Source organism: Streptomyces sp. Ru73, assembly GCF_002920575.1.
Lineage (GTDB): Bacteria > Actinomycetota > Actinomycetes > Streptomycetales > Streptomycetaceae > Streptomyces.
In genome coordinates this window covers 35247-55623 of sequence record NZ_PQSQ01000050.1, presented here as the reverse complement: position 1 = coordinate 55623, position 20377 = coordinate 35247, and the positions used below count along the sequence as shown (strand labels likewise).

The following is a 20377-nucleotide window of genomic DNA, read 5'->3' as shown; positions in this document are numbered from 1 at the left end:
GGGCGGCTACGCCAAGAAGTCCCGCGCCAAGGATTCCGCCGCGCGTTCCAGCAGCGGACCCGCTTCGGCCATGGAACGGGCCGGATCCGGCTCCAGCGCCGTCAGGGGGTACGCCCGTTCGATGCCCGCCTGGAGCAGCGCCGACGGCGGCAGCAGCAGGCGGCCGCAGACCGCTACGACGGTCAGGCCGCGGGCGCGGGCCGCGGCCGCGACGCCCGCCGGGGCCTTGCCGTGGAGGGTCTGCTCGTCCAGCGACCCCTCGCCCGTGATCACGAACGTGGCCCGCTCCAGCGCCGGCCCGAAGCCGAGCACGTCGAGCATGACGTCGATACCGGGCCGGAACTCCGCACCGAGCCCGACCAGCGCCCCGTACCCGATGCCGCCCGCCGCGCCCGCGCCCGGCGCCACCGCGTACTCCGCGGCCTTCGGCCCGACCGCCGCCTCCAGCACCTTCGCGTAGTGCGCCAGCGCCGCGTCCAGCGTGGCGACGTCCGCCTCGCTCGCGCCCTTCTGCGGGCCGTAGACGGCGGGCGCGCCCTTCGGGCCGGTCAGCGGGTTGTCCACGTCGCTGGCCAGGATGATCTCGGTGCTGGCCAGCCGGGGGTCGAGGCCGCTGAGGTCGGCGGACGCCAGGCCGGCCAGCGGGCCGCCGCCCGGCGCGACCGGCTCCCCCGCGCGGTCCAGGAAGCGCGCGCCGAGCGCCGCGAGCATGCCGGCGCCGCCGTCGGTGGTGGCGCTGCCGCCGACGCCGAAGACGATCGAGCGGGCGCCCGCGTCCAGCGCGGCCAGCAGCAGCTCGCCGGTGCCGTACGTGGTGGCCGTGAGCGGCGCGAAGACGCCGTCCGGGAGGTGCTGAAGGCCGGACGCCTCGGCCATCTCCACCACGGCCGTACCGTCGGCGCGCAGCGCGAACGTGGCCGTGACGGGCTCACCGGTGGGACCGGTGACCCGTACCTCGTGCCGCGTGAAGCCCGCGGCCAGCGCCGCCGCGACCGTGCCGTCGCCCCCGTCGGCGACCGGGACGGCCGCCACCGACAGCCCCGGCACGGCGCGCCGCAGGCCGGCCGTGACGTGCTCGGCGACCTGGACCGCCGTCAGCGAGCCCTTGAACTTGTCCGCGGCGATCAGCACGTGTGCTGCCGGTGCCTCATTCGTTGCTGCGTCCGCCACCCTGACTCCCCTTGCCGTCGAACTGCCGTCGCGCCGCTGTGACCCTATCCGGCGGTGGACGGGGGCAACAGAGACGCCGATGAAGTTTTCCACGAAGCGGATTTAATTTTCCGCTGTAGTGGTCGTACGGTACCCCGCACCCGCACACGCTGTCCCGGGTGGCGTCTCCGCGGCCGCGCACGGCACACGGGGCCGCGCTCCGGAGCATCGGCCCGCCCGGCACAGCCGCGCCCGCATCCGCGCACCGCGCCCGGTTCGGCGCGTTCCGGCCCACGCGCGCCTCCCGGGTCTTCGGTACACCTGAAGACATGACGCCGTCGCACCGCAGCGCTTCCCCCGCCGCCCCGCGGCCCGGCCTCGCCGACCGGATACACGGCGGCTGGCTCGGCCGGATCGCCGGGAACATGCTCGGCAAGCCCGTCGAGCACGGCGACCACTGGACCCGCGAACGCATCGACCGCTACCTGCGCCGCGCCGGCGCGCTGCCGCTCACCGACTACCTCCCCCCGCCGCCGACCGAGGAGGACGCCGCGCTGCTGCGCCCCGAGTGGCGGAGCTGCGTGCGCGGCCGGGTCGACGGCAGCTGCCGGGACGACGACGTCGACTACTCCGTCCTGGTCCTGGACCTGCTGGAGACCCACGGCCCGGACTTCACCACCGAACAGCTCGGCACCCTCTGGCTGCGCCGGCTGCCGTACCTGCAGACCTTCACCGCCGAGCGGGCCGCCTACCGCAACCTCGCCACCGGCATCCAGCCCCCGCTCGCCGCCACCACCGACAATCCGTACCAGGAGTGGATCGGCGCGCTGATCAGGGCGGACGTCTACGGCTGGGTGTCGCCGGGGCAGCCGCGCCGGGCTGCGTCCCTGGCCCGCAGGGACGCGGTCCTCTCGCACACCGGCAACGGCGTGTACGGCGCGATGTGGGCGGCCGCGCTGATCGCCGCGGCGTTCGAGGCGAGCGGCCCGCGCGAGGCCGTCGAGGCGGCGCTGGCCCGTATCCCCGCCGGCAGCCGGCTGGCCCGTACCGTCCGGCACACCACAGCGCTGTACGAGGCGGGCGCCGGATGGGCCGACACGCTCGCCGAGATGGAGCGCGAGGCCGGCCACCTGCACTGGATCCACGTCGTGCCGAACGCCGCCGTGCTCACCGCCGGACTGCTGTACGGCGGTGGCGACTTCACCTCGACGATCGCGCTGACCGTGCGCGGCGGCCTGGACACCGACTCCAACGGCGCGACGGCCGGCTCGGTCGCGGGCGTGCTGTGCGGCGCCGCCGCCATCCCGCCGCAGTGGACGGAGCCCCTGAACGACCGGCTGCGCACGGCCGTGTTCGGCTTCGACGGCGTACGGATCAGCGAACTGGCCGAGCGCACGCACCGGCTGGCGGCGGGGAGCGCCGTACCGGAGTGACCGGCGGCGGCCGAGGAGCCACGGGCCCGGTAGCCTCCGGGGGCTTCCGCGGGCCGGCGTTAGGCTCGCGGGATGACCTTGGATTACGCCGCATACATCGCAAGCCTGCCCCGCGTGCTCGCGGGCGCCGGCACCGTCTTCCGTGACGCGGCGGGGCGCGTCCTGCTCGTCGAGCCCAACTACCGCGACACCTGGATCCTGCCCGGCGGAACCGTGGAGTCCGACCAGGGCGAGTCGCCGCGGCAGGCGGCCCGCCGGGAGACCGCCGAGGAGATCGGCCTGGACATCGAGCCCGGCCCGCTGCTGGCCGTGGACTGGGTGCGCGGCCCGGAGCGCCCGCCGCTGGTGTCCTACCTCTTCGACGGCGGGGTGCTGACCGAGGACCAGCTCGCCGCGATCCGGCTCCAGGAGGAGGAACTGCTGTCCTGGCGGCTGGTCGACCCGGCCGAGCTGGCCGGTTACGTCGACGAGCGCATGGCCCTGCGGCTCGGTGCCGCGCTGCGCGCCCTGGCGGACGGCAGCGGCCCTGCCGAGCTGGAGGACGGCGTACCGCCGCAGCAGCGCCGGGCATCGTAACGCCCGCACAGCACCCGTGCCGGTGCCCCGGCGGCGCGCTCGCGCCGCCCGCGCACCGGCCGGGCAAGGGGGTGCTCACCGCACGGCGGCGTCCTGCCGTGCGGTCGCCCTCGCCCGCTCGAAGTCGAGCAGGTGGCGCTTGCGGTCCAGGCCGCCGCCGTAGCCGGTCAGGCTGCCGCTCGCGCCGACGACGCGGTGGCAGGGCACGATGATCCCGACCGGGTTGCGGCCGTTCGCCAGGCCCACCGCGCGGGCCGCCGTCGGCCTGCCGAGCCGCTCGGCCAGCTCGCCGTAGGAGACCGTCGCGCCGTACGGGATGTCGCACAGCGCCGCCCACACGCGCCGCTGGAACGGCGTCCCTTCGAGGCGGAGCGGCAGATCGAAGGCGGTCAGCTCGCCGTCGAAGTAGGCCCGCAGCTGCCGGATCGCGGTGGCGAAGGGCTCGGTCCCGGGATCCTCCGGCGGCCCGAAGCTCTCCTGCGGCGGCCGGTGCCGCTGATCGGTCATGTACAGCCCGGTGAGCGCGCCGTCCCGGGCGACCAGGGTCAGCGCGCCGACCGGCGTACCGGTCAGGACGGTGTGGGTGCGGACAGGTGTGGCGGTGACAGTCATGAACGTCCCTCACTCCGCGGGGAGGTGGTTGATCGGGTGGTCGTCGGTGGCCCAGAGGTACTGGACCGCGTAGGCCCGCCAGGGGCGCCAGGCGGCGGCCCTGGCCAGCAGGGCCGCCGGCGTGCCGGGCAGCCCGAGGCCCTGCGCCGCGCGGCGCACGCCGAGGTCGGTGGCGGTGAACGCGTCGGGGTCGCCGAGCGCCCGCATCGCGATGCACTCGACGGTCCAGGGGCCGAACCCGGGCAGCGCGGCGAGGGCGGCGCGGGCCCGCTCGCGGTCGCCGCCGGGGCCGAGCTGCAACTCCCCTGCGGCCAGCGCGGAGATGAGACCGGTGAGCGTGGCGCGCCGGGACCGCGGCATCGCGAGCGCCTCCGGGTCCAGTCCGGCCAGCGCTTCCGTGCTCGGGAAGAGGTGGCTGAGCCCGCCCTCGGGGTCCTCGATCCGCTCTCCGTACGCGGCCGCCAGCCGGCCCGCGTGGGTACGCGCCGCCGCGGTGGACACCTGCTGGCCGATCACCGCGCGTACGGCGAACTCGTCGGCGTCCACGGTGCGCGGCACCCGGCGGCCGGGCGCCTTGGCGACGAGCGGTGCGAGTACCGGGTCCTCGGCCAGCAGCCCGTCCACCGCCTCCGGGTCGGCGTCCAGGTCGAGCAGCCGCCGGCAGCGGGCGATGGCCCCGGCCAGGTCGCGCAGGTCGGTCAGGGACAGCCGGCAGTCGATGTGGCCGGGGCGTGGGGTGAGCGCGACGATGCCGTGCCCGTACGGGAGGCGCAGGGTGCGGCGGTACGCGCCGTCCCGCCACTCCTCCACGCCGGGGACGGCGGTGGCGGCGAGGTGCCCGAAGAGGTTGTCCGGGCACAGCGGCTTGCGGAAGGGCAGGCGCAGGGTCAGGGCCGTGCGGGCCGGTGCGTCCGGCGCTCCGGGCGCCGCGGCCGGGGCCGCCGTCAGGGACGCGGGCCGTGCCCGCTGCCGCAGCTCGCTCGGCGACAGCGCGAAGACCTCCCGCACCGTGTCGTTGAAGCTGCGGATGCTGGCGAACCCCGCGGCGAACGCAATCTCCGCCATCGGCAGGGCGCTGGTCTCGATGAGCAGCCGCGCGGTCTGCGCGCGCTGGGCCCGGGCGAGCGCGAGGGGCCCGGCGCCCAGCTCGGCCAGCAGCTGGCGCTCCACCTGCCGCGGGCTGTACCCGAGGCGCGCGGCCAGACCCGGTACCCCGTCCCGGTCCACCACCCCGTCGGCGATCAGCCGCATGGCCCGTGCGACCAGGTCGGCCCGCTCGTCCCACTGCGGGGAGCCGGGCGCGGCGTCCGGCCGGCACCGCTTACAGGCGCGGAACCCGGCCTGCTGCGCGGCGGCCGCACTGGGGTAGAACCGCATGTTCGCGGGCTTGGGCGGGACCACGGGGCAGCTGGGACGGCAGTAGATCCGCGTCGTGGTGACGGCGGTGTAGAACCACCCGTCGAACCGGGCGTCCTTGGACTGCACGGCGCGGACGCACCGCTCGGTGTCGGTGTGCATACCTCAAGGATTCCGCAGGCGGCGCCGGGTGGCTGGCGAGAATCCGACATGGACGTGCCGGGCCGCGGGCGGCGCCCACCGGCGGCCGGCGCCTGCGACGGGGCGCCCCGGACCATGCGCCCCACCGGCGGCGGCGCCTGCCGCGAGTCGTCCCCGCCTACTCCTCCAGCGCCGCCGCGAACGCCTCACGGGCCCGCTCGTCGAACACCACGAACCGCACCTCGTCGAACGGACCGGTCCCCGCGGCCAGCGCCTCCCGCACCGTCCGCACCGCGATCCGCGCCCCGTCGTCCAGCGGCCATCCGTACACCCCGGTGGAGATCGCCGGGAAGGCCACCGTGCGCGCGCCCAGCCCGGCCGCCACCGCCAGCGACTCCCGGTAGCAGGAGGCGAGCAGCGCGGACCGGTCCTCGGACTTCGCGTACACGGGACCCACGGTGTGCACCACCCAGCGGGCCGGCAGCTCCCCGGCCGTGGTGGCGACGGCCTGCCCGGTCGGCAGCCCGCGCCCGTACCGGGAGGCCCGCAGCGCCCGGCACTCCTCCAGGATGCGCGGCCCGCCACGCCGGTGGATGGCCCCGTCCACTCCCCCGCCGCCGAGCAGCGAGGAGTTCGCCGCGTTCACGACGGCGTCCACGTCCTGCTCGGTGATGTCGCCCCGCACGAGCGTCACCCGCCCGCCCCCGTCGTCCTTCTTCGCGCTCTCACTCATGGGGGCATGATGACGCAGCGGGGCGGCGTCGCAGGTCCGGCGGGCCCAACTCAGGGGCGCGGATTGACCGGTGAGGGAAATGACCGCTCGGGTTAAGCTCGGCGAATGACCTTGCGATGGCAACATGTGATTGTCCATTCGGCGGACCCTGCGGCCCTGGGACAGTGGTGGGCCGAGGCCCTCGGCTGGGTCGTCGTCCACACCTCCGACGTGGAGTTCGCGATCCGCCCGGCGCCGGACCGCCTGCCGGGTCTTGAGTTCGTCCTGCTCGACGAGCCCAAGAAGGCCAAGAGCCGGCTGCACCTCGACTTCGTGCCGGACGATCAGGACGCCGAGGTGGCCCGGCTCCTGGCGCACGGCGCTCGGCGGGTCGACGTCGGCCAGGGCGAGCAGCCGTGGGTGGTCCTGGCGGACCCGGAGGGCAACGAGTTCTGCGTGCTCGGCCGACGGAAGCAGTGAGTCCGCTGCCCTGAGCCGACGGTGTCAGGAGGGCTCGCGCCCGGTCCGGACGGGTCGTACCGGTCGCGGGTCCTACTGCCGCGTCTCCCTGATCCTTCGCCAGGCGGCGCGGGCGGCGTTGTGGCCGCACATGCCGTGGACGCCGCCGCCGGGCGGGGTCGCCGAGGAGCAGAGGAAGACGGCGGGGTGGGCGGTGGTGTACGGGATGCGGCGGAGCTTGGGGCGGAAGAGGGTCTGGAGGCCGGCGAACGCGCCGACGCCGATGTCGCCGCCGATGTAGTTGGCGTTGCGCGCGGCCAGTTCGGGCGGGCCGGCGGTCGCGCGGGCCAGTACGAGGTCGCGGAAGCCCGGGGCGAAGCGTTCCAGCTGGGCCTCGACGGCTTCGGTGAGGTTGCCCGTCCAGCCGTTGGGGACGTGGCCGTACGCCCAGAAGGTGTGCTTGCCCTCGGGGGCGCGGCTCGGGTCCGTCAGGGACGGCTGCGAGGTGATCAGGAAGGGGCGCTCCGGGGCGCGGCCCTGGTGGACGTCGCGCAGCGCGCGGCCGATGTCCTCGGCGGTCGGGCCGACGTGGACCGTACCGGCGCGGCGGGCCTCCGGTGAGGTCCACGGCACGGGCCCGGACAGCGCGTAGTCGATCTTGAAGGCGGAGGGGCCGTAGCGGTAGCCGTCGAAGGCGTTGCCGAGGCCCGCGATTCGGGCCAGCGCCGTCGGCGAGGTGTCGAAGAGGTACGCGCGGGCGGGCGGCAGGTCGTCCAGCCGCTTGACCTCGTAGTCCGTGTGGATCTCGCCGCCCTGGTCGCGGAGGTACCCCGCCAGGGCATCGGGAACGGCCTGCGAGCCGCCGCGGGCGATGGGCCAGCCGTACGCGTGCGCGAGCAGCGCGAAGGTGAGGGCGATGGCGCCGGTGGCGACGCCGCTCAGCGGGTGGATGACGTGGGCCGCGCAGCCGGCGAGGACGGCGCGCGCCTTCTCGCCGTGGAAGCGGCGGTTCAGCACGGACACCGGCGGGATGCCCGCCAGCCCGAAGCGGGCGAGCATGACCGGGTCGCGCGGGAACCCTTCGAGGACGCCGCGCATCATGTCCCGCGCGAGCGTGTCCCACTTGCCGCGGAAGGGGTCGACCAGACGGCGGTACGCGCCCGCGTCCCGTGCGCCGAAGGACATCGCGGTCTCGCCCACGGAACGGGCGAGCACGGCGGCGCTGCCGTCCGGGAACGGGTGCGCCATGGGGAGTTCGGGGTGCAGCCACTCCAGGCCGTACCGCTGCAGCGGCAGGGCCCGGAAGGCCGGCGAGCCGATGCCGGTCGGATGGACCGCCGAGCACGGGTCGTGCCGGAAGCCCGGCAGGGTGAGCTCCTCCGTGCGGGAGCCACCGCCGATGGTGTCGCGGGCCTCGAAGACCTCGACGGACATGCCACGGCGGGCCAGTTCGACCGCCGCGGTCAGGCCGTTCGGCCCGGCCCCGATCACCACGGCATCGAGCATCGTCGGCACCTGCGCCACTCCCCTCGTGTCGGCCCTCCTCGGCGAGGACCGGTCAGCGGCTGCCGGCCTGTGCCAGGACGGTGGTCGGGGTCATGCCACAGGCGCTGCCAGCAGATCGAGGATACGCCGTGCCGTGGCTGTGTCCCGTGCTGCCGTGAACGGCAGGGTGTTGCCCCCGGCTATCCGGAACGGGTCGCCCGAGAGGGTCATGCTGCTGCCGCCCGCCTCCTCGACGAGAAGCAGGCCCGCCGCGTGGTCCCAGGGGTTCTCCCAGGTGAAGGCGGTCGCCTCCAGCGTGCCGCGGGCGATGGCCAGGTACTCCAGGCCCGCCGAGCCGCAGGGGCGCGGCGCGATGCCCTCGCAGACCAGGCCGGACAGCGCGCGCTTCTCGGCCACGGTGGTGAAGTCGTGGTGCGACATGGCCACTTCCAGGGTCTTGCCCTCGTGCGGCGCGCCGGAGCGCAGCCGGCGGCCGTTCAGCAGGGCACCGCGGCCGCGCACCGCGACGGCCATCTCCTCCAGCGCGGGCGCGTACGTCCAGGAGGCCAGCAGCTCGCCCCGGTGCGCGAGCGCGACCAGGGTCGAGAAGCCGGGGTCGCCGTGCACGAACTGCCGGGTGCCGTCGACCGGGTCGACGATCCACACCGGCGCGTCGCCGTGCAGCGCGTCCAGCACCCGGGGGTCGGCGTGCACCGCTTCCTCGCCGACCACGGCCGAGCCGGGGAGCAGGGCCGTCAGGGCGGCCGTGAGGTGCTCCTCGGCGCGCCGGTCGGCGATGGTGACGAGGTCGTGCGGGCCGTTCTTCTCGATCACCTCGTGGGCGGCGAGCTGCCGGAAGCGCGGCAGGATCTCCGCCGCTGCCGCCTCGCGCACGGCCTTCTCGACGGCGTCGAGGTCGACGGCGGCGAGCACCGCGTCGGCCGCGGTGGCGCCGTCGGCTGCCGCGGTCGGGCCGGCGCCGGCCGCCGTCCCGCCGGAGGCTCCGGCCACCCCGGCCGCCCCGGCCGCCCCGGCCGGCACCGTCATGTCCGTGCTGTCCGCCCTGTCCGTCCTGTCGTCGTTGTTTGCAGGAATCGCAGGAATTGCTTCGATCATGTCTCCATGGAAACACGGGGCACCGACACACCGGCTGGAATCCAGGTGAACCCGGGGTGACCTGCGTCGGGCGGGCTCAGCGCCCCACGGCGTAGCCCTGCATGCCGCGCGGATTGGCGCCGGCGGAGAGCACGCCGGTCTCCGGGTCGCGGGCCACCGCGCACAGCCGCCCCTCGGACCAGGCGTCACCCACGGTCACGTCGTGACCACGGGCCCGCAGCCCCTCGACGACCTCCCCGCCGATCCGGGACTCCACCGTCACGCTGCCCGGCCGCATGGCACGCGGGAAGAACGACCCCGGGAAGGAGTCGGTGTGCCAGTTCGGCGCGTCGATGGCGCCCTGGAGATCCAGGCCGCCGCGTACGGGGGCACGCTCGGTCACGGCCAGGAAGAAGTGCAGCTGCCACTGGTCCTGCTGATCGCCGCCGGGCGTGCCGAAGGCCATCACCGGCACCCCGTCGCGCAGCGCGAGGGACGGCGTGAGGGTGGTACGGGGGCGGCGCCCCGGAGTGAGGGAGTTCGGCAGCCCCTCCTCCAGCCAGGCCATCTGCAGACGGGTGCCGAGCGGGAAGCCGAGGCCCGGGATCACCGGGTTGGACTGCAGCCAGCCGCCGGAGGGCGTCGCCGAGACCATGTTGCCCCAGCGGTCCACGACGTCGATGTGGCAGGTGTCGCCCCGGGTGGCGCCGGTGCGGTCCACTTCGGGGGCGACGGCGGGCGGCGCCGCGGCCTCCCGTGCTGCGGCCTCCCGTGCCGCCGCGCCCGTCCCCGTGCCCTTGGCCACGGTGGGCTCGCCCGCGCCGCTGCCCGAGACGCCCAGCGCGTCGAAACCCGGCTCGCCCGCCGCCACCGCCGCGGCGTGCTTGCTGAGGCGCGGAGTGCGGCCCCCGGGGCTGCCGGGGCGCAGCTCGTACGAGGCGCTGCCGGTGATCAGCGCACGGCGCCCGGCGTTGTACTCCGGGGAGAGCAGCGTCTCCACCGGCACGCTGTCGGCGCCCTCCGCGTCGCCGTACCAGGCCTCGCGGTCCGCCATGGCCAGCTTGGTGCCCTCCACGAGGGTGTGCACGTACTCGGGGCTCCCGTGCGCGGGCAGCTCGTCGGGGAGCAGCGCGAGCTGCTGGAGGAAGGCCGGGCCCTGGGACCAGGCGCCCGCCTTGGCGACGGTCCAGCCGTTCCGGTCGTACGTCACGGGCGCCTCGTACGTCGCCCTGAACGCGGCGAGGTCGTCGCCGGTCAGGGTGCCCGCGTGCCGCTCGCCGGAGGTGTCCATGGCCGGGCGCGCGGCGAACGCGGCCATGGCCTCGCCGATGAAGCCCTCGCGCCAGATGCGGCGGGCCGCGTCGATCTGCGTCTCGCGCCCCGGGCCCGCGGCCTCGGCCTCGCGGACCAGCCGCTCCCAGGTGGCGGCCAGCTGCTCGTTGCGCTGGAGCCCGCCGGGAGCGACGGAGCGGCCGCCGGGCAGGTACACCTCGGCCGAGGTCGTCCACTCGGTCTCGAAGAGCTCGCGGACGGTCTCCACGGTCTCGCCGACGCGTTCGACGGCCGGGTGGCCGTTGCGGGCGTACCCGATGGCGTACGACAGGACCTCGGCGAGCGTCTTCGTGCCGTGGTCGCGCAGCAGCACCATCCAGGCGTCGAACGCGCCCGGCACGGCGGCGGCGAGCGGGCCCGTACCGGGGACGAGGTCCAGGCCGAGGGAGGTGTAGTGCGCGACGGTGGCACCGGCCGGGGCCGGGCCCTGGCCGCACAGCACCTGTACGGGGCCGCCGGCCGGGGCCAGGATGATCGGTACCTCGCCGGCCGGGCCGTTCAGGTGCGGCTCGACGACGTGCAGCACGAAGCCGGCGGCGACCGCGGCGTCGTAGGCGTTGCCGCCGCCCTCCAGGACCGCCATGGCGGACTGGGACGCCAGCCAGTGGGTGGAGGAGGCCATCCCGAAGGTGCCGTTGAGGGTGGGGCGGGTGGTGAACACGGGGCTCCCTTGCGGTCGCGGTTTTACGGATGGTGCGGGTGGACTGTGGCGCGCCGGAATCGCCCTACCGGGCTCGTCCTCAAACTCCCCCAGCTACCGCTGGGAGGTGCCCCCGGACGGGCTTGATTCTGCTGGGCTTGCTCCCTCACTCGACGGGCGGCAACCGGGATCTGCCAGGTGGCACGCCACCCGGCGGCCCCCGGGCAGCTCCCGCAGCTCCGGGGGTTCCGTGCGGCAGCGGTCGAGCGCCACCGGGCAGCGGGTGTGGAAGTGGCAGCCCGGGGGCGGGTCGAGGGGGCTGGGGAGGTCGCCGCTGAGGACGATGCGCTCGCGGGTGCGCTGGAGGGCGGGGTCCGGTACGGGGGCCGCGGAGAGGAGCGCCTGCGTGTACGGGTGCAGGGGTTCGGCGAAGAGGCGGGCCGTCGGGGCCTCCTCGACGATCCGGCCCAGATACATCACGGCGATGCGGTCCGCCAGGAACTCCACGGCGGCCAGGTCGTGGGTGATGAACAGGCAGCCGAAGCCGCGGTCCCGCTGGAGGTCGGCGAGGAGGTTGAGGACGGCGGCCTGGACGGAGACGTCCAGCGCGGAGGTCGGCTCGTCGGCGATCAGCAGGTCGGGGCCTACGGAGAGGGCGCGCGCGAGGGAGATGCGCTGGCGCTGGCCCCCGGACAGCTCGTGCGGGTGCCGGTCGGCGTATTCGGGGCGCAGCCCGACCTGGGCGAGCAGCTCCCCGACCCGGTCCCGGAGCCCGGACCGGGGCACCAGCCGGTGCAGCCGCAGCGGTTCGGCGACGATCTGCCCGATGGTCATGCGCGGGTCCAGCGAGGACGACGGGTCCTGGAAGACGAGGTGCATGTCGGTGCGGAGCGGGCGCAGGACGCGGCGCGAGAGGTGGGTGATGTCGGTGCCCTTGAGGGCGATCCGGCCGCCGGTCGGCTCGTCCAGCCGGACCACGCAGCGCCCCACGGTGGACTTGCCGCTGCCCGACTCCCCCACGAGGCCGAGCACTTCCCCGCGCCCGATGGTCAGGCCGACCCCGTCCACGGCCCGCACGGTGCCACCCTGCGCGGCGAAGTGCCGCTCCAGGTCCCGCACTTCGAGTACGGGCACGTCGCCCCCTTCACGCGCAGCGGCACCCGCGCCTCCCTCGCGCGGCGACGGGACTTCCTGTACGGCGCTCATCGGGCGGCCTCCTCGTGCGGGGCGACGGGGGCGGCCACGGGGTGCCAGCAGGCGGCACGGTGGCCGGTCTCCGGGGCGAGCGGCGGGCGGGACGTGCCGCACTGTTCGTCCGCGTGGGCGCAGCGGTCGGCGAAGGTGCAGGCGTCCGGCTGGACGGTCAGGCTCGGGACCAGGCCGGGGATCTCCGGCAGCCGGCGCTTTCCTTCCTGGCCGGGGCGGAGCACGGCGCTGAGCAGGCCGCGGGTGTACGGGTGCCGGGGCGCGGCGAACAGCTCGTCGACCGGGGCCTGTTCGACGGCCCGGCCCGCGTACATCACGAGCACCCGGTCCGCCGCCTCGGCGACCACGCCCAGGTCGTGGGTGATCAGCACGATGGCGGTGCCGAGGCGTTCGCGCAGCGACCGGAGGACCTCGAGGATGCCGGCCTGGACGGTGACGTCGAGCGCGGTGGTCGGCTCGTCGGCGATGAGGACCGCCGGGTCGCAGGCCACCGCGACGGCGATCATGACGCGCTGCCGCATGCCGCCGCTGAGCTGGTGCGGGTACTCCGCCACCCGGCGCTCCGGCGCGGGAATGCCGACCAGCGCGAGCAGGTCGACGGCCCGCTCCCGGGCCTCCTTGCGGCTCAGGCCCTGGTGGCGGCGGAGCACCTCGCCGATCTGCCGGCCGATGGTGAGGACCGGGTTCAGCGAGGTCATCGGCTCCTGGAAGATCATGGCGAGGTCCTTGCCGCGGACCGCGGCCAGTTCCTTCTCGGCGGCCCCCGCCAGCTCCCGGCCGCCGAGCCGTACGGACCCGGTGACGGTCGCGGTCGGCGGCAGCAGCCCCATGACGGCCATGGAGGTGACGGACTTGCCGCACCCGGACTCGCCGACGACGGCCAGCACCTCGCCGGGCGCCACGTCGTACGACAGGGAGTCGACGGCGTGCACGGTACGGGTGCCGGAGCGGAAGGAGACGGAGAGGTCGCGGACGCTCAGCACGGGCGTGCCCGGCGCGTCGGAAGCGTGCGGCGCGGTGCTCATCGGGTGGCTCCACGGGGGTCGAGGACGTCCCGGAGGCCGTCGCCGAGCAGGTTGAAGGCCAGCGTCGCGGCGACGATGGCGAGGCCGGGGAAGACGGCCATCCACGGCGCGGGCCCGAGGAAGGGCTGGGCGCCGGAGAGCATCACGCCGAGCGAGGGGGCCGGGGGCTGGACGCCGAGGCCGAGGAAGCTGAGCAGCGCCTCGCCGATGATCGCGGCGGGGATGCCGACCGTGGCCTGCACGATCAGCGCGGAGGTGGCGTTGGGCAGGATGTGCCGGAAGAGGACGGTCCCGTCGCCGCCGCCGTTGACGACCGCGGCGCCCACGTAGTCCAGCGTCTTCAGCCGCAGCGTCTCGGCGCGTGCGATGCGGATGACGGCCGGTACCTGGGAGATGCCGATGGCGATGGTGGCGTTGAGCAGGGACGGGCCGAGGACGGCCGCGAGCCCGACCGCGAGGACGAGGAACGGGAAGGCGAGCAGGGTGTCGGTGAGCCGGGAGACGGCGGAGTCGGCGTACTTGCCGTAGTACCCCGCGGCCAGGCCCAGCGGTACGCCGACGACGAAGGCCAGCAGCACGGCGAGCAGCCCCACCTGCATCGACGCGCGGGCGCCGTGGATCACCCGGGAGAGCTGGTCGCGGCCGAGGTCGTCGGTGCCGAGCCAGTGCGCCCAGGACGGCGGGGCGAGCGCGGCGCCGAAGTCGGGACGCGCGGGGTCGTACGGGGCGATGAGCGGGGCGCAGAGCGCCACCAGGACGAAGACGGCGGCGATGACGGCCCCGGTGAGCGCGAGCCGGTTCTTCCGCAGGGCGCGCAGCCGGGTGCGCAGGGTGCCGGGCCGCGGCCCCTCGGGCCCCGCTGAGGGTGCCCCGGCGGGCCCCATGGCGGACGCCGGGCCGGGCGCCGCGCCGGGACCGGTCGCCGCGGGCGCGGCCGGGATGTCCGGGGTGGTCATCGGGCGCCTCCGAGCCGGATCCGCGGGTCGATGACCGAATAGAGCACATCGACCGCGAGGTTGACGAGGATGTAGGCGGCGGAGGTGCACAGCACCACGCCCTGGAGCATCGTGTAGTCGCGGGTGAAGACGGCGTCGATGGTGAGCTTGCCGAAGCCGGGCAGGACGAAGATCTGCTCGGTGACGACGGCGCCGGAGATCAGGTGGCCGAGCTGGAGGCCGAGGACGGTCACCACCGTCACCAGGCTGTTGCGCAGCGCGTGCCCGCCGACGACCTGGCGCCGCGAGAGGCCCTTGGCGCGCGCGGTGCGCACGTAGTCGGCGGAGAGGTTGTCGAGCATCGCGCCGCGGGTCTGCCGCATCACCACGGCGGCGAGCCCGGAGCCGAGGACGACGGCGGGCAGGACCATGCGCCGCAGGTTGTCCACCGGGTCGGTGCCGAAGGGCACGTACCCGGACGCCGCGAAGACCGGTACCGCGATGGCGAAGGCCAGCACGAGGACGATGCCGAGCCAGAAGGTGGGGACGGAGAGCCCCAGCAGGGCGATCGCGTTGGCCAGCCATTCCGTGGCCTTGCCGCGCCGGACGGCCGCGAGCACGCCGGCCCCGATGCCGAGGACGACGGCCAGCAGGAGGGAGAGCGCGGCCAGTTCGAGGGTGACGGGGAGGGCGTTGCGGATCGAGTCGAGTACGGGCAGGCCGGTGCGAGCCGAGGTGCCGAGGTCGCCGGTGAGGGCGTGGCCGGCGAACCGCCCGTACTGGACCACGATGTTGTCGTTCAGGCCGTACGCCTCGCGGATCGCGGCGAGCGCCTGCGGGCTGCGTTCCTCGCCGGCGAGCGCGAGGGCCGGGTCGCCGGGCAGCGCGCGGATGCCCGCGAAGACGACGACGCTGACGAGGAAGAGGGTGATCAGGGACTGGCGCAGCCGGGTGAGGAGGTAGCGGCTCATCGGGCGCCTCCCGCGGCCGGGGAGTGGTTCATCGGGCGTACCCCGCATCCTTGACGCGGACCAGGCCGTCGCCGTAGACGCGCACGCCCGCCACGTCCTTCCGCGCCACCACGTAGTTCTTCTGCCGGTAGAGGTAGATCAGGGCGTGCTGGTCGCGGATGCGGTCGGTGAGCCGCCCGTAGACGCGGGCGCGTGCGGCCGGATCCTGAGTGGTGCGGCCCTCGGCGATCAGCCGGTCGATGTCCGGGTCGGAGATGCCGTAGGTGTTCATGGCGCCCGCCGTGCCGACGAAGGAGGCGATGTTGCCGTCCGGGTCGAGCCGGCCCGACCAGCCGCTGACGTACGCGTCGTAGTGCCCGGCGTCGGTCTCCTCCAGGAGCGTCGCGTACTCCATGGGCCGCAGCCGCACGTCGAAGCCGGCCTCGCGGGCCATCGCCTGGATCACCTGGCCGAGGCGGCTGTCCTCGGGCGAGGTGGAGACCTTCAGCTCGATCTTGACCGGGAGGTGGACGCCGGCTTCCTTCAGCAGCTTCTTGGCGCGCGGCAGGTCGCGCGCCGGGCAGCCGGCCTTCCCCGGGGCGATGGCCGACTCCGGCGAGACGGGGCCGCAGGCGGGCTCGTACATGCCCTGGAAGACGACCTTGTTGATGAGCTTGCGGTCCAGGGCGAGCGCGAACGCCTCGCGGACGCGCGGCTCGCGGGCGATGACCGTGTTCAGCTTGCCGGGCTTCCGGCCGGTGCCGTGCACGTTGCCGGTGTTGAAGCCGAGGCCCTGGTAGCCGAGCGAGGGCGAGGTGAAGAGCTGGAGCTGCTTCTCGGTGAGCGAGCTCTGCACCTCCACCGGGCCCATCTGGTCGCCGACCTGGACGTCGCCGGAGCGGAGGTTGGCCAGCCGTACGTTGCCGTCGGTGATCGTCTTGTAGACGACCCGGTCCAGGTGGACCTGGTCCGCGTCGTAGTAGTGCGGGTCCTTCGCGAGCACGATCCGGTCGCCCGCGACGCGTTCGACGTACCTGAACGGGCCGACGCAGGACGGGTGGTTGGTGAAGTTCTTGCCGTACTTCGCCAGCGCCTTCGGGGACATGACCATGCCGGCGCGGTCCGCGAGGACGCCGGTGAGCGGGACGTACGGCTCCTTGAGGCGGATGCGGACGGTGTACGGGCCGGCCGCCTCGGCCTTGACCACCGGGCCCAGTTCGGTGGCGCGTGCCGAGCCGGCGAGGGTGCGGTGGCGCTCCAGGGAGCGGGCGACGGCGGCGGCGTCGAGCCGGGTGCCGTCGCTGAAGGTCAGGCCGTGGCGCACCTTGATGGTCACGGTCCGGCCGCCGTCGGAGGTCTTCGGGAGGGCCGCCGCCAGCTGCGGCACCACCGTGCCGGTGCGGTCGGTGTCGTACAGCTTCTCGCACATGGCCGCGAAGACGGTGCGCCCGACGAGGGTCTGGGCGAGGCTCGGATCGAGCTTGTCCGGGTCGGACTTGAGGGCGACGGTGAGGGTGCCGCCGTCCCGTACGGGGCGCGGGTCGGTCATCCGGACCCCGCCCACCTCGGTGGCGGCCGAGGTCAGCGACCCGCACCCCACGGTCCCGGCCAGCAGGCCCGCCACCCCCAGAAGAGCCGCTGTTCGGCGCACGTGGTCCTACCTCCCGCATGAGTGGTGCAGACGGCGAACGATCAACTTGCGTGGCTATCGGTCAACTTGCATGGGTGGTGCGAACGCGAACGGCCGGACCGCAGGGCAACCGCGGTCACGAACGATCACGAAGAGCGAATGCAGCAGACCGTATTTCGCATACAGATGACCGGCAAGAGGTTGTCCCGGATCTTGGGCTAGTTTCTGGTTACAGCTAAATAACCGGACCCGACAACCCGGCCAAGTCCCCCGTCACCACCCCCGGCCTCCTGCGTACCCTGGCCGGATGAGCAGCACGGACGACTCCCCCGCCGGCGCGGCCCCGCGCCCCCTGGTCGCCGTCCTGAGCGGCGCCGGGATCTCCACCGACTCCGGCATCCCCGACTACCGCGGCCCGAACGGGGTGTGGCGCCGCGACCCCGAGGCCGAGAAGCTCGTCACGTACGAGTACTACATGACCGACCCGGAGATCCGGCGGCGGTCCTGGCTGATGCGGCGCGACGGCCCCGCGCTGCGCGCCCGGCCGAACGCCGCGCACGAGGCGGTCACCCGCCTGGCGCGCTCCGGCGTCCCGGTCCGCGTCATCACCCAGAACGTCGACGGGCTGCACCAGCTCGCCGGGATGCCCGACCGCAAGGTCCTGGAGCTGCACGGCAGCGCCCGCACCGCGCTGTGCACCCAGTGCGACGCGCGCACGCCGATGACGGACGCGCTGGCCAGGGTGACCGCGGGCGAGCCGGACCCCAAGTGCCTGGACTGCGCGGGATCATGAAGTCGGCGACCGTGATGTTCGGCGAGAGCCTGGACCCGCAGGTGCTCGGCGCGGCGATCACGGTGGCCAAGAACTGCGACGTCTTCGTCGCGGTGGGCACCAGCCTGTCGGTCCAGCCCGCCGCCTCCCTCGCGGGCCTGGCCGCCGAGCACGGCGCCCGCCTGATCATCGTCAACGCCGAACCGACCCCGTACGACACCCTCGCCGACGAAATCATCCGCGAGCCGATCGGCGAGGCGCTTCCCCGGCTGCTGGCCGGGTTTGCACCGGGCGGGGACCGCTAGCGGCGAGCCGGGGCGGCCCGTGCCGGGGCCGGCGGTGCGTGGCCCGCCCGTGTTGCGTGGTCCGGCGGTGCGTGGTCCGCCCGTGCCCGGTCCGACTGTGCTGGCGTCAGCGGGCGAACTTCGCGATGGCCGCCGGGGTGACGGGGGTGAAGAAGTTGACGAGGTTGCCGTCGGGGTCACGGACCAGCAGCGACCGGTTGCCCCAGGGCATCGTGGTGGGCTCGTTGACGAAGTCGGTGACGAAGCCGGTCAGGTTCTGGTGGACGCGGTCCACGTCGTCGACGAGGAACTCGGTGATCACGCTGTGGTTGTCCGCCGGGCGGGCGGAGCCCGGGGCGAACAGCGGGACCGTGCGGGTGCCGGCGATCGCGAGGGTGGCACCACCGGTCCTGAGCTCCGCGAACTCTTCGGTGGCCCACGTCGCCCGCACCCCTGTGGCGCGCTCGTAGAACTCGACGAGGCGTGCCACGTCGCCGGTGATGATGCGGATCGAGACGAACTCCATGGGGATCTCCTTGGCTGTGCTGAAGGCGTGCACCGCGCAGGCTAGGAGAGATAGTGGACAGATTCGGTCCGGTATTCGCGCTAGGTTGTGCTCGTGCCCCGACCCACTGCCCGCGTGCTGACACTCTTGGAGCTGCTGCAGTCGGGCGGCACCCGGACGGTGGCCGAACTGGCCGACCGGCTCGGCGTCGAGGGGCGCACCGTGCGGCGGTACGTGGACCAGCTGATCGACCTGGACGTGCCCGTGGAATCGGTGCGCGGCCGCTACGGCGGCTACCGGCTCGCGCCCGGGTACCGCCTGCCGCCGCTCATGCTCAGCGACGACGAGGCGCTGGCCGTACTCCTCGGCCTGATCGCCGGCCGCCGAGCGGGGCTGACCACGACGCAGCACACGGCGAGCGAGACGGCAGCGGCGAAGATCCGGCGGGTGCTGCCCCGGCACCTCGCCCGCCGGCTCGACACGCTCCTGGAATCCCTCGCCTTCACGGAACGGCCCGGAGAGTTCGACACCCCGGACGCCGGGGTCCTGCTCACCCTCGCCGACGCGGTGCGCCACCGCCGGCCGGTCTCGGTCCGCTACACCGACCGCGAGGGGCGGCGCAGCGAGCGCACGCTGCACGCGTACGGGATCGTCGCGCATGAGGGCCGGTGGTACGTCACGGGCCAGGACGCCCGGCTCGGCGAGGACCGGACCTTCCGGCTCGACCGCATCACGGACGCGCGGACCCTGCCCGGCTCCTTCGAAGTGCCCGCGGGCCCCGGCCCGGCACAGCGCGTGGTGTCGGCGCTCGCCACGGCCCCGTACCGGCACGAGGTGACCCTGCGGATCCACGGGACGGTCGAGCAGGTCCGCGCCCGCCTGCCCGCCAGTGTCGCGAGCGTGGCGGAGCACGAGCCGGCGGCGGGCCAGGACCCGGCGGCCGAGCGCTGGCTGCGCGTCGAGCTGCGGGCGGAGCGGCTCGACTGGCTGCCTCCCGTACTCGCCTCGCTCGACCGGCCGTTCGTCATCGAGCGCCCCGCTGCACTCCGCGACCTCGTCACCGCGCTCGCCGACCGCCTCGCGGCCTCCGCCCTCCGCGCCTGACCCCGAGGAACCGATGTCCTGAGCGGGCACGGCCGGCTGCCGGACCGCCGGCCGGGACCCCGGCGGGCAGGTCAGCGAGGCTCCGGGGACACGCCATGGAACAGGTCGTCCTCGGGCAGTTCGGTGCGTACGTGCGAGGCGGCCAGGTGGTAGTCCTCGGTGGGCCAGGCGGCGGCCTCCAGGTCCATCGGGCAGGAGAGTTCCGGGCCGTCGGGGTCGACCTGGGTCTCGTGCGCGAGCAGGGCCGCACGGCGGACAGGGAAGTACTCGGCGCAGGCGACACGGGTGGTCGTCTCCCAGGTGGGCCAGGAGTCCGGCCAGTCGTCGAGGAGGCCGCGGGCCGGGGAGTCGAGGCCGGCGCCGGTCATGGCGGCGTCGATGGCCTCGAAGTACTCCTTGTTGAAGGCGCAGGTGTAGTAGAGCTTCAGCGGCTGCCACGGGTCGCCGGTACCGGGGTAGCGGCCGGGGTCGGCAGCGGCCTCGAAGGCTTCGACGGTGACCTGGTGGGTCTTGATGTGGTCGGGGTGCGGATAGCCGCCGTTCTCGTCGTACGTGACCACGACGTGCGGGCGGAAGGCGCGCACGGCCGCTACCAGGGGGCGGGCCGCGGTCTCCAGCGGCTGGCGGGCGAAGCAGCCATCGGGCAGCTCCCCGTCCTCCGGCGGCATCCCGGAGTCGACGAAGCCGAGGAACTCCTGGTCGACGCCGAGGATTTCGCGGGCGCGTGCCATCTCCTTCCGGCGGCGCTCGGGGAGTTCGGCACGGACCTCGGGGGTGTCGAGGCGGGGGTTGAGGACGTCGCCGCGCTCGCCGCCGGTCATGGTGCACACCAGGACCTCGGCGCCTTCGCGGGCGTACTTGACGAGGGTCGCCGCGCCTTTGCTGGACTCGTCGTCGGGGTGGGCGTGGACGGTCATCAGGCGCAGGCCGGAGCGGGACGGGCGGACGGTGGCGGTCATGTACTTCTCCAGGGGGG

18 protein-coding genes and 1 pseudogene are annotated in these 20377 nt (G+C 74.5%); 5 read left to right on the top strand and 14 right to left on the bottom strand.

Features of this window, described 5'->3' with window-relative positions; translation table 11 throughout:
* Nucleotides 1-6: 6 nt before the first annotated feature.
* Nucleotides 7-1131, bottom strand: a complete 1125-nt coding sequence (locus C3486_RS21415; RefSeq protein ID WP_103834359.1) for a glycerate kinase — start codon at nt 1129-1131, stop codon at nt 7-9.
* 347 nt (nt 1132-1478) lie between these two features.
* Here C3486_RS21415 and C3486_RS21410 point away from each other — a divergent pair, with 347 nt between their 5' ends.
* Together C3486_RS21410 and C3486_RS21405 are read left to right on the top strand one after the other, a co-directional pair.
* Nucleotides 1479-2582, top strand: a complete 1104-nt coding sequence (locus tag C3486_RS21410) for an ADP-ribosylglycohydrolase family protein (protein WP_103834358.1) — start codon at nt 1479-1481, stop codon at nt 2580-2582.
* Nucleotides 2583-2654: 72 nt separating this feature from the next.
* The gene (locus C3486_RS21405) at nt 2655-3158 is read left to right on the top strand and encodes an NUDIX hydrolase (RefSeq protein WP_103834357.1); all 504 of its coding nucleotides are present in this window, start codon (nt 2655-2657) and stop codon (nt 3156-3158) included.
* 75 nt (nt 3159-3233) lie between these two features.
* Here C3486_RS21405 and C3486_RS21400 read toward each other — a convergent pair whose 3' ends face one another.
* The 3 genes from C3486_RS21400 to C3486_RS21390 all read right to left on the bottom strand — a co-directional run bounded on the left by C3486_RS21400 (nt 3234) and on the right by C3486_RS21390 (nt 6000).
* Nucleotides 3234-3770: a methylated-DNA--[protein]-cysteine S-methyltransferase gene (locus tag C3486_RS21400; RefSeq protein ID WP_103834356.1), complete on the bottom strand. Its 537-nt coding sequence runs from the start codon at nt 3768-3770 to the stop codon at nt 3234-3236.
* Nucleotides 3771-3779: 9 nt separating this feature from the next.
* A complete protein-coding gene (locus tag C3486_RS21395) occupies nt 3780-5288 on the bottom strand; it encodes an AlkA N-terminal domain-containing protein (protein ID WP_103834355.1) in 1509 nt (502 codons plus the stop codon).
* Between the two features lie 157 nt (nt 5289-5445).
* Nucleotides 5446-6000 (bottom strand): O-acetyl-ADP-ribose deacetylase, encoded by a 555-nt coding sequence (locus C3486_RS21390; protein ID WP_103834354.1) that lies wholly within the window; start codon nt 5998-6000, stop codon nt 5446-5448.
* A 105-nt stretch (nt 6001-6105) separates the two neighbouring features.
* Between C3486_RS21390 and C3486_RS21385 the strand changes: the two genes are divergently transcribed.
* Nucleotides 6106-6459, top strand: coding sequence for a VOC family protein (locus C3486_RS21385; RefSeq protein WP_103834353.1), 354 nt, complete (start codon nt 6106-6108; stop codon nt 6457-6459).
* Nucleotides 6460-6531: 72 nt separating this feature from the next.
* On the opposite strand, the gene C3486_RS21380 is transcribed toward C3486_RS21385, so the two are convergent.
* The 8 genes from C3486_RS21380 to C3486_RS21345 all read right to left on the bottom strand — a co-directional run bounded on the left by C3486_RS21380 (nt 6532) and on the right by C3486_RS21345 (nt 16757).
* Complete coding sequence (locus tag C3486_RS21380) at nt 6532-7944, bottom strand: NAD(P)/FAD-dependent oxidoreductase (RefSeq protein WP_103834366.1); 1413 nt, start codon at nt 7942-7944, stop codon at nt 6532-6534.
* Between the two features lie 90 nt (nt 7945-8034).
* Nucleotides 8035-8970, bottom strand: a complete 936-nt coding sequence (locus tag C3486_RS21375) for an inositol monophosphatase family protein (protein WP_103834352.1) — start codon at nt 8968-8970, stop codon at nt 8035-8037.
* Between the two features lie 145 nt (nt 8971-9115).
* Entirely contained in the window at nt 9116-11011 is a 1896-nt protein-coding gene (locus tag C3486_RS21370) for a gamma-glutamyltransferase family protein (protein ID WP_181138637.1), read from the bottom strand.
* Nucleotides 11012-11104: 93 nt separating this feature from the next.
* Entirely contained in the window at nt 11105-12196 is a 1092-nt protein-coding gene (locus tag C3486_RS21365) for an ABC transporter ATP-binding protein (protein WP_103834351.1), read from the bottom strand.
* Nucleotides 12193-13221, bottom strand: a complete 1029-nt coding sequence (locus C3486_RS21360; protein WP_103834350.1) for an ABC transporter ATP-binding protein — start codon at nt 13219-13221, stop codon at nt 12193-12195. The genes C3486_RS21365 and C3486_RS21360 overlap by 4 nt, the downstream gene beginning before the upstream one ends.
* Nucleotides 13218-14105, bottom strand: coding sequence for an ABC transporter permease (locus tag C3486_RS21355; RefSeq protein WP_219822237.1), 888 nt, complete (start codon nt 14103-14105; stop codon nt 13218-13220). Before C3486_RS21355 ends, C3486_RS21360 begins: the two co-directional genes overlap by 4 nt.
* A gap of 68 nt (nt 14106-14173) precedes the next feature.
* Complete coding sequence (locus C3486_RS21350) at nt 14174-15127, bottom strand: ABC transporter permease (protein ID WP_103834348.1); 954 nt, start codon at nt 15125-15127, stop codon at nt 14174-14176.
* Nucleotides 15128-15155: 28 nt separating this feature from the next.
* Nucleotides 15156-16757 carry an ABC transporter substrate-binding protein gene (locus C3486_RS21345; protein WP_258052913.1) on the bottom strand — a complete coding sequence of 534 codons (1602 nt, stop codon included), beginning with the start codon at nt 16755-16757 and terminating at the stop codon, nt 15156-15158.
* A gap of 286 nt (nt 16758-17043) precedes the next feature.
* Between C3486_RS21345 and C3486_RS21340 the strand changes: the two are divergent.
* A pseudogene (locus C3486_RS21340) lies at nt 17044-17813 on the top strand (NAD-dependent deacetylase).
* 106 nt (nt 17814-17919) lie between these two features.
* On the opposite strand, the gene C3486_RS21335 reads toward C3486_RS21340, so the two are convergent.
* Nucleotides 17920-18318, bottom strand: a complete 399-nt coding sequence (locus tag C3486_RS21335) for a glyoxalase/bleomycin resistance/extradiol dioxygenase family protein (RefSeq protein WP_103834347.1) — start codon at nt 18316-18318, stop codon at nt 17920-17922.
* 93 nt (nt 18319-18411) lie between these two features.
* On the opposite strand from C3486_RS21335, the gene C3486_RS21330 reads away from it, so the two are divergent.
* Nucleotides 18412-19401, top strand: coding sequence for a YafY family protein (locus C3486_RS21330; protein ID WP_103834363.1), 990 nt, complete (start codon nt 18412-18414; stop codon nt 19399-19401).
* 71 nt (nt 19402-19472) lie between these two features.
* Here C3486_RS21330 and mca read toward each other — a convergent pair whose 3' ends face one another.
* Nucleotides 19473-20360, bottom strand: a complete 888-nt coding sequence (gene mca, locus C3486_RS21325) for a mycothiol conjugate amidase Mca (protein WP_258052912.1) — start codon at nt 20358-20360, stop codon at nt 19473-19475.
* Nucleotides 20361-20377: the final 17 nt, after the last annotated feature.

Bases quoted from the DNA above. Each gene is read 5' to 3' on its own strand.
- C3486_RS21410 (WP_103834358.1), top strand. From the start codon at position 1,479: ATGACGCCGTCGCACCGCAGCGCTTCCCCCGCCGCCCCGCGGCCCGGC.
- C3486_RS21405 (WP_103834357.1), top strand. From the start codon at position 2,655: ATGACCTTGGATTACGCCGCATACATCGCAAGCCTGCCCCGCGTGCTC.
- C3486_RS21400 (WP_103834356.1), bottom strand. From the start codon at position 3,770: ATGACTGTCACCGCCACACCTGTCCGCACCCACACCGTCCTGACCGGT.
- C3486_RS21395 (WP_103834355.1), bottom strand. From the start codon at position 5,288: ATGCACACCGACACCGAGCGGTGCGTCCGCGCCGTGCAGTCCAAGGAC.
- C3486_RS21390 (WP_103834354.1), bottom strand. From the start codon at position 6,000: ATGAGTGAGAGCGCGAAGAAGGACGACGGGGGCGGGCGGGTGACGCTC.
- C3486_RS21385 (WP_103834353.1), top strand. From the start codon at position 6,106: ATGACCTTGCGATGGCAACATGTGATTGTCCATTCGGCGGACCCTGCG.
- C3486_RS21380 (WP_103834366.1), bottom strand. From the start codon at position 7,944: ATGCTCGATGCCGTGGTGATCGGGGCCGGGCCGAACGGCCTGACCGCG.
- C3486_RS21375 (WP_103834352.1), bottom strand. From the start codon at position 8,970: ATGACGGTGCCGGCCGGGGCGGCCGGGGCGGCCGGGGTGGCCGGAGCC.
- C3486_RS21365 (WP_103834351.1), bottom strand. From the start codon at position 12,196: ATGAGCGCCGTACAGGAAGTCCCGTCGCCGCGCGAGGGAGGCGCGGGT.
- C3486_RS21360 (WP_103834350.1), bottom strand. From the start codon at position 13,221: ATGAGCACCGCGCCGCACGCTTCCGACGCGCCGGGCACGCCCGTGCTG.
- C3486_RS21355 (WP_219822237.1), bottom strand. From the start codon at position 14,105: ATGGGGCCCGCCGGGGCACCCTCAGCGGGGCCCGAGGGGCCGCGGCCC.
- C3486_RS21350 (WP_103834348.1), bottom strand. From the start codon at position 15,127: ATGAGCCGCTACCTCCTCACCCGGCTGCGCCAGTCCCTGATCACCCTC.
- C3486_RS21335 (WP_103834347.1), bottom strand. From the start codon at position 18,318: ATGGAGTTCGTCTCGATCCGCATCATCACCGGCGACGTGGCACGCCTC.
- mca (WP_258052912.1), bottom strand. From the start codon at position 20,360: ATGACCGCCACCGTCCGCCCGTCCCGCTCCGGCCTGCGCCTGATGACC.